At 72.7% G+C, this 6824-nt stretch carries 6 protein-coding genes; 4 read left to right on the top strand and 2 right to left on the bottom strand.

The genetic code is table 11. The features are described from left to right. A partial coding sequence (locus VF647_04790) for a M2 family metallopeptidase (GenBank protein ID HEX8451392.1) occupies positions 1-808 on the top strand: 808 nt, incomplete at its 5' end. 431 nt (positions 809-1239) lie between these two features. On the opposite strand, the gene asd is transcribed toward VF647_04790, so the two are convergent. After that, positions 1240-2136, bottom strand: a complete 897-nt coding sequence (gene asd, locus VF647_04785) for an archaetidylserine decarboxylase (GenBank protein ID HEX8451391.1) — start codon at positions 2134-2136, stop codon at positions 1240-1242. Between the two features lie 137 nt (positions 2137-2273). Here asd and VF647_04780 point away from each other — a divergent pair, with 137 nt between their 5' ends. Together VF647_04780 and VF647_04775 are read left to right on the top strand one after the other, a co-directional pair. Continuing rightward, complete coding sequence (locus VF647_04780) at positions 2274-3581, top strand: pitrilysin family protein (protein HEX8451390.1); 1308 nt, start codon at positions 2274-2276, stop codon at positions 3579-3581. Then, positions 3571-4887 carry a pitrilysin family protein gene (locus VF647_04775; GenBank protein HEX8451389.1) on the top strand — a complete coding sequence of 439 codons (1317 nt, stop codon included), beginning with the start codon at positions 3571-3573 and terminating at the stop codon, positions 4885-4887. Before VF647_04780 ends, VF647_04775 begins: the two co-directional genes overlap by 11 nt. 69 nt (positions 4888-4956) lie before the next feature. Here the strand turns inward: VF647_04775 and VF647_04770 are convergent, their stop codons facing one another. Beyond that, positions 4957-5274 (bottom strand): hypothetical protein, encoded by a 318-nt coding sequence (locus VF647_04770; protein ID HEX8451388.1) that lies wholly within the window; start codon positions 5272-5274, stop codon positions 4957-4959. 198 nt (positions 5275-5472) lie between these two features. On the opposite strand from VF647_04770, the gene VF647_04765 reads away from it, so the two are divergent. Beyond that, positions 5473-6528, top strand: coding sequence for an L-threonylcarbamoyladenylate synthase (locus VF647_04765; GenBank protein HEX8451387.1), 1056 nt, complete (start codon positions 5473-5475; stop codon positions 6526-6528). Positions 6529-6824 lie beyond the last annotated feature (296 nt).

The raw sequence follows: 6824 nt of genomic DNA, 5'->3' as shown, positions 1-6824 counted from the left end.
GATCGCCGCCGACTTCTTTCGCGGCATCGGCCTCCCCGCGGACGACGTGCTCGCGCGCAGCGACCTGTACGAGCGCGAGGGCAAGGACCAGCACGCCTTCTGCATCGACGTGGACCGCGAGGGCGACGTGCGCATCCTGTGCAACATGCGCCCGAACGAGAAGTGGATGGGCACCCTCCTCCACGAGCTGGGCCACGCGGTGTACGACAGCTACGTGCCGCGCGAGCTCCCCTTCATCGTCCGCGGCCCGGCGCACATCCTCTCCACCGAGGCGGTCGCCATGTACATGGGGCGCCTCACGCGCGACCCTGCCTGGCTGCGCGAGGTGATGGGCGCCGGCCTGGGCGAGGACGAGGCGGCCGACGTGCGCGCGCAGCTCCGCGCCGCCATGCTGGTGGCCGCGCGCTGGATGCTGGTGATGGCGTACTTCGAGCGCGCGCTGTACCGCGACCCGGACCGCGCCGACCTCAACAAGCTCTGGTGGGACCTCGTGGAGCGCCTCCAGATGGTGCGCCGCCCCGACGCCCGCGACGAGCCGGACTGGGCGTCCAAGATCCACCTGAGCGGCGCGCCGGTCTACTACCACAACTACCTGCTGGGGGAGCTGATGGCGTCGCAGATGTCGGCCGCCGCGCGCCGCGGCATCCCGCGCGGCCGCAGCATCGCTGGGCAGGAGCAGGTGGGTCTCTTCTTCCGCGAGCGCATCTTTCGCCCCGGCGCCTCGCTGGACTGGAACGAGCTCCTGGTGCAAGCCACCGGCGAGGGGCTGTCGCCGCGGTTTTTTGTGGAGGAGTTCGTGGAGGGGTGAGGGGCCCCACCCCCAGCGTCGCTCCGCGACGCATCCCCCTCCCCCGAAACTGCCTGGGGGAGGGGGTGTTTGCATGGGCGCCGGCCGCGGGGTTCGTCGTGCGGGCGGGCACGGGCAGCCACGTGGGGCGGCCCCTACGAGGTTCGGGTGCGAAGGCGGGGATCGCGGCCGGGGCAAGGGTGGGCAGACACGCAGGTCTGCCCCTACCAGGATCGGCGCCCACGGGCGGGCGGCGGTGCAGCCCGTGACAGGGCATCTGCGAAGCGCACACGGAGTTCTCCCCCTCACCCGCCCTGCGCCCCCGCAGGCGGGGGAGGGGGCCGGGGGGAGGGGGCCATTCGATTTCCGCCCCCTCTCTCGATAACGGCGAGGGCGGAGCCCTCTCCTGTTATCGGGAGAGGGGGCAGCGAGGAACGAGCGGGGGTGAGGCCCTACCCCCGCCCAATCCCGCTCCCCAGCCGCACCGGCGCGCCCGCCACGCTCCCCTCCGCCAGCTCCACGCGCCCCGGCTCGAACACCAGCACCACCGTGGAGCCCAGGTGAAAGGTCATGATCTCGTCGCCCTGCGCGATGGGGACGGGCGGGTCGTAGGTCTTCGTGGCGGCGGAGAGGCAGCGACGGTTGGTGACCCAGGAGGAGGAGCCGGCGGGGGCGTTCCAGGCAGGGTCGAAGGCGGCGGAGATGCGGCCGACGTTGTAGGCGCCCACCGCCACCATCGCCACGCGCCCGAGCGGGCCGTCGATGTAGGCCAGGAGGCGCTCGTTGCGGGCGAAGAGGTCGGGGAGGTGCGCCACGGCAGGGGCGTTCACCGGGAGGAGCGCACCGGGGATGTGGCGCGCGCGCGGCACCACGCCCCCGCACGGCGAGTGGATGCGGTGATAGTCGCGCGGGCTCAGGTAGATGGTGGCGAAGGCGCCGCCCTCGAACCGCTCCCACTCCGCCCCGTCGTCCAGCAGGCCGGCCAGCGTGTACTGGCGCCCCTTGGCCTGGATCAGCTTCCCTTGCGTCACCCGCCCCACCTGCCCGAACACGCCGTCCACCGGCGACGCCGCGACGCGCGGGTCGGCGGGCCACGTGCGCGCGCCATCGCGCAGCTTGCGCACGAAGAAGCGGTTGAGCGACGGGTACTCCTCCAGCGGCAGCTCGCACTCGCCGACGTCGGCGCCGACTGCGCGGGCAAAGGCGCCCAGGACGGGGCGGCGCAGCGGGCGCGGGAGGGGCGTGTCCGCGATGCGGCCGAAGGCGCGGGAGAGCGCGCCCTGCGGAAGGCGCCCCAGGACGCGGAGCAGCGCCCGCGCGCGGGCGGACGGAAGGTCGGTCTGGCTCATGGCGTGCGGCGGATGGAGATTGCGTGCCGCCTGTTGCGCGGCGCGGGAGCGGAACGGCTCCCGAAGTGTTAGATTCGGCCCCTTCGCACAGGGCGCGCCGTGCGCCGGCGAAGCGAGCAACCCGGAGACGAACCGACGTGCAGGATACCCACGACACCCCGTTCCGCATCGAGTCGCGCACGCACGTGCTGCGCAACGGGATGCGGATCGTGGCCCACGAAGACCGCACCGCGCCGCTGGTGGCCGTGCACCTCATGTACCGCGTAGGGTCGCGAGACGAGCGGCCGGGGCGCACCGGCCTGGCCCACCTGTTAGAGCACCTGATGTTCGAGGGCTCGCAGCACGCCCCCAAGGGCGACTTCGACGACCTGCTGGAGCGGGTGGGCGGCACCAACAACGGATCCACCTGGCTGGACCGCACCAACTACTACGAGACCGTCCCCTCGCACGCCGTGGAGCTTCCGCTCTGGCTGGAGCGCGACCGGATGGCCTTCTTCCTCCCGATGCTGACCGAGGAAACGCTCGAGGTTCAGCGCGGGGTGGTGATCAACGAGCGCCGCCAGACATTCGAGAACCGCCCCTATGGCCTGGCCGACGAGCGGCTGCACGAGCTCCTCTTCCCAGGCGGGCACCCGTACTCCTGGCCCACCATCGGCTACACGCCGGACCTGGAGGCGACGACGCTGGAGGACGCCCGCACATTCTATTCGACGTACTACACCGCGGGCAACGCGGTGCTGGCGTTCGCGGGCGACATCTCGGCCGAGGATGCCTTCGCCCTGGCCGAGCGCTACTTCGGCGACCTGCCCTCCGGCCCCGAGCTTCCAGATGCGCCGCGGAGCGACGAGCTCCCGGCCGTCGGGGTGCGCGAGACGATGGAGGACGCCGTCTCCTTTCCGCGTACGTACCGCGCGTGGGCGGTGCCCGGCTACGGCACGCGCGACTGGGTGGCGCTCGACGTGCTCGCCTACCTGCTGGCGGACGGCGAGAGCTCGCGCCTGCAGCGGGCGCTCGTGCGCGAGGGGCAGCTCGCGCAGGACGTGGACACCTATCTGTACCCGACCGCCCTCTGCGGCATCTTCGGCATCGTCTCCACCGCGCGCTCGGGGGTGGATGTGGACACCGTGGACGCCGCCATCCGCCACGCGCTGGACCAGGTGGCGCGCGGCGACGTGAGCGAGGACGAGGTGCTGGGCGCCGTACGCCGGGTGCGGCGCGACCACGTGGGGCAGCTCGCCACGGTGGAGGAGCGCGCCGACGCCCTGGCCTACGCCGCGACCGTGCTCGGTGACGCGGAGGCCCTCAACCGCGTCTCCGCGATGTACGACGAGATCACGGCAGACGACGTGGAGCGCGTGGCCGCCCAGTACCTCGATGAAATGCGCGGCGTCACGCTCCTGGTGCTGCCGGACGAGGAAGACGAGGAGGTCCAGGATGCCGCCTAGCGCCGTATTCCTTCCGGCACCCTCCATCGGCGCGCCGCCGGCGCCGCGAGTCCCGCGGCCGGAGCGATACACGCTGTCCAACGGGCTGCGCGTGATCGCGGCGCGCATGGGCGAGATCCCGCAGGTCGTGCTGCGCCTGGCGATCCCGGCCGGCTCCGCCGCGGAGCCGCGCGAGCGCCCCGGGACGGCCGCGCTGGTCGGGCATCTCCTCACCGAGGGCACGGAGCTGCAGACCGCGCAGCAGCTCAACGCGCGCGTGGACTACCTGGGCGCCCTCCTGCACGCCAACGTCGGCCACGACTATGCCGAGGCCGAGGCGGTGCTCCTCCACGAGACGCTGGAAGAGGGGATCCAGCTCCTCGCCGAGATCATCACCCGCCCCTCCTTCCCCGACGCGGAGGTGGAGCGGATCAGGAACGAGTCGCTCGACGCCCTCGTCGCCCGCGAGGACGAGCCCGGGAACGTGGCGGACGACCGCGTGTCGCTGGAGGTCTTCGGCGCCGATCACCCGTACGGCCGCCCCTCCTTCGGCACGGCGGAGGGGATCGCGGCGGTGACGCGGGACGAGCTGGTGGACTTCCACGCGCGCCACTACCGACCGGCCGGCGCCTACCTTGTGGCGGCGGGCGACTTCGAGCCGGGCGCGCTGCGCGAGATGCTCGAAGCGGCGTTCGCGGGGTGGACGGGCGAGGCGCCGCCGGTCGCGTACCCCGCCGAGAGCGCGGACACGCCGGCTGCCGCGGGCCGGCTGGTCGCGGTGCCGTGGGACGACGCGGCGCAGTCGGAGATCCGCATCGCGGGGCGCGGGATCGACCGCCGCTCGCCGGACTGGGTGCGCGGCGCGGTGGCCAACTACATCCTGGGCGGCAGCACCATCACCGGCCGCCTCGGCGCCAACCTCCGCGAGGAGAAGGGGTGGACGTACGGCGCCAACTCCGCCTTCTCGGCCGGCATCGCGCGCGGCGGCTGGACGGCCCACACAGCCGTGGACGTGGAGGTGACCGCCGGCGCCGTGGAGGAGATGCTCCGCGAGATGCGGCGGATGGCGGAGGAGCCGGTGGACGAGGGGGAGTTGCGGCGCGCGCGCGACGCCATGGTCCTGTCGCTGCCGCGCGCCTTCGAGACGCCGGGGCAGGTGGCGAGCCGGCTGGGGACGCTGGAAGCTTACGGGCTGCCGCACGACTACTGGGACCGCTACCCCGCCGCCGTGCAGGCGGTGACGGCGGAGGACGTGCAGCGCATCGCTCGCGAGCGCTTCCACCCGGACCGCGTGGTACGCGTGGTGGTGGGCGACGGCGTGGTGTGACCGGGGAACGGAAAACGCGGGTGGAGCGGCCGCGTGCCGCCCCACCCGCGTGTGCCGGAGCCCGCGCGGTCAGCGCAGCGGGTTGTCGCGCTGCTCGCCGCGCCACACGGCGTCGTCGTCCGCCTCGTCGGCGTCCGCGCGCACCAGCTCCAGGCTGGGGACGGGCTGCGGATGGAGGTGGTTGCGGGTGGTCCCTTCCCAGCCGCAGGCGATGCACCAGCGCTGGCTGAGCAAGCGGCGCACCGGGCGCAGCATGGCGGAGCGGATGGACAGCGTCTCGCCGCCGCAGCGGGGGCAGTCGCGCCCGGCGGGGAGGAGCGCGACGAGAAGTACGACGGGTGCCACGAACATCACGATCCAGAGCCCGGCCATGAACATCACGAACATCGGTCCCTCCTTTTGCGCTGTGCGTCTCCGCCGGTCTTACGGGTTGCTGAGCGTCGCGTCTGGAGGTGTCCCGCGGTCGCGCACGCGCCTTCGGGGAGCCGCACATCGGCCGACGTTCTCCACGGGTTCGACAGGCAAAGCGCATGCCGGACGGGGCGCATCCCGCTCGGCTCAACGGGTACCGTAATCTTGGGCTGAATGAAGATCTTGTCGATCGATCCAGGCGCTCCGGACGCGGCCGGTCTGGAGCCCGCGGCGGAGGCGCTGCGGGGCGGCGGGCTCGTCGCCTTCCCCACTGAGACGGTGTACGGGCTGGGCGCAAACGCGCTCGATCCGGACGCGGTGGCGCGCATCTTCGCCGCCAAGGGTCGCCCCGACTACAACCCGCTGATCGTCCACGCCGCCGATGCCGAAGCGGCGCGCGCGCTTGCCGCGGAGTGGACCGTCGCGGCGGAGCGCCTGGCCGCGGCCTTCTGGCCCGGCCCGCTCACCCTGGTCGTTTCCAAAGCCGCGCACGTGCCGGACGCGGTGACGGCCGGGCTCCCCAACGTCGCCATCCGCGTGCCGCTGCATCCGGTGGCGCGGGCGCTGCTGGCCGCCGCGGGCATCCCCGTCGCCGCGCCAAGCGCCAACCGATCGGGCGAGGTCTCTCCCACCACCGCCGACCACGTGGTGCGCAGCCTCGGCGACGCGGTGGACTACGTGGTGGACGGCGGCCCGTGCACGCTGGGCATCGAGTCCACCGTCGTCTCACTGGCATCCGCCACGCCCACCATCCTGCGCCCCGGCAGCGTGACGCAGGAGGAGCTCTCCGAGGTGCTCGGCGTGGTGCTGATCGCGGGGGGGCCGAAGGAGCAGCCGGGCGCCGCCCTTCCCTCCCCCGGCCGCATGGACCGGCACTACGCCCCGCGCGCCCAGCTCCGCCTGATCGACCCCGAGCCGACGGGCTTGGTGGCGCTGGTGGCGGCCGGGCCGGGCGTGGAGGCCTTCCTCCCCATGCGCATCGACAGCCGCACGTACGGCGAGCGCACGGCCGTCCTCTCGTACAGCGGCGCGGAGTACCCCGGCGCCCGCGTCGTCCGCATGCGCCCCGACCCCGCCGGCTACGCCGCCCGCCTCTACGCCACCCTGCACGAACTCGACGCAGAGGGGTATGAACGGATCCTGGTGGAGCGCGTGCCGGACGAGCAGGAATGGGCGGGAGTGCGGGATCGGCTTCAGCGCGCGTCGCATCCGGAAAAGGAAGTGCGTTAGTGCGTTAGTGCGTTAGTGCGTTGGGAACCACATGTCATCCTGAGAGAGCCGCCTGAGGAGATGCCGGCGACGCACACTGTACTCTCTGCGGCGAACGAAGGATCTAGCCGGCGAAGCGCGAGGCCCGGTGCGACACGCGGACCTCGCGGCACGCGCAGTAGATCCTTCGCTACGCGCCACAGGCCGGAGCGCAGGAGAGGACGGTGAGGCGCGTCGCTCAGGATGACAGATGGATGTCGGCTAGCAAAGCGCACTAACGCACTAACGCACCTGTTTCTGCCGTCATCACACGGAAC

Source organism: Longimicrobium sp., assembly GCA_036387335.1.
Taxonomy (GTDB): domain Bacteria; phylum Gemmatimonadota; class Gemmatimonadetes; order Longimicrobiales; family Longimicrobiaceae; genus Longimicrobium.
Note: the sequence above shows the minus strand (reverse complement) of the source record. Positions and strands in the feature narration are given on the sequence as shown.

Coding starts and splice junctions, on each gene's coding strand:
- asd (HEX8451391.1), bottom strand. CDS start 2,136: ATGAGCCAGACCGACCTTCCGTCCGCCCGCGCGCGGGCGCTGCTCCGC.
- VF647_04775 (HEX8451389.1), top strand. CDS start 3,571: ATGCCGCCTAGCGCCGTATTCCTTCCGGCACCCTCCATCGGCGCGCCG.
- VF647_04770 (HEX8451388.1), bottom strand. CDS start 5,274: ATGTTCGTGATGTTCATGGCCGGGCTCTGGATCGTGATGTTCGTGGCA.
- VF647_04765 (HEX8451387.1), top strand. CDS start 5,473: ATGAAGATCTTGTCGATCGATCCAGGCGCTCCGGACGCGGCCGGTCTG.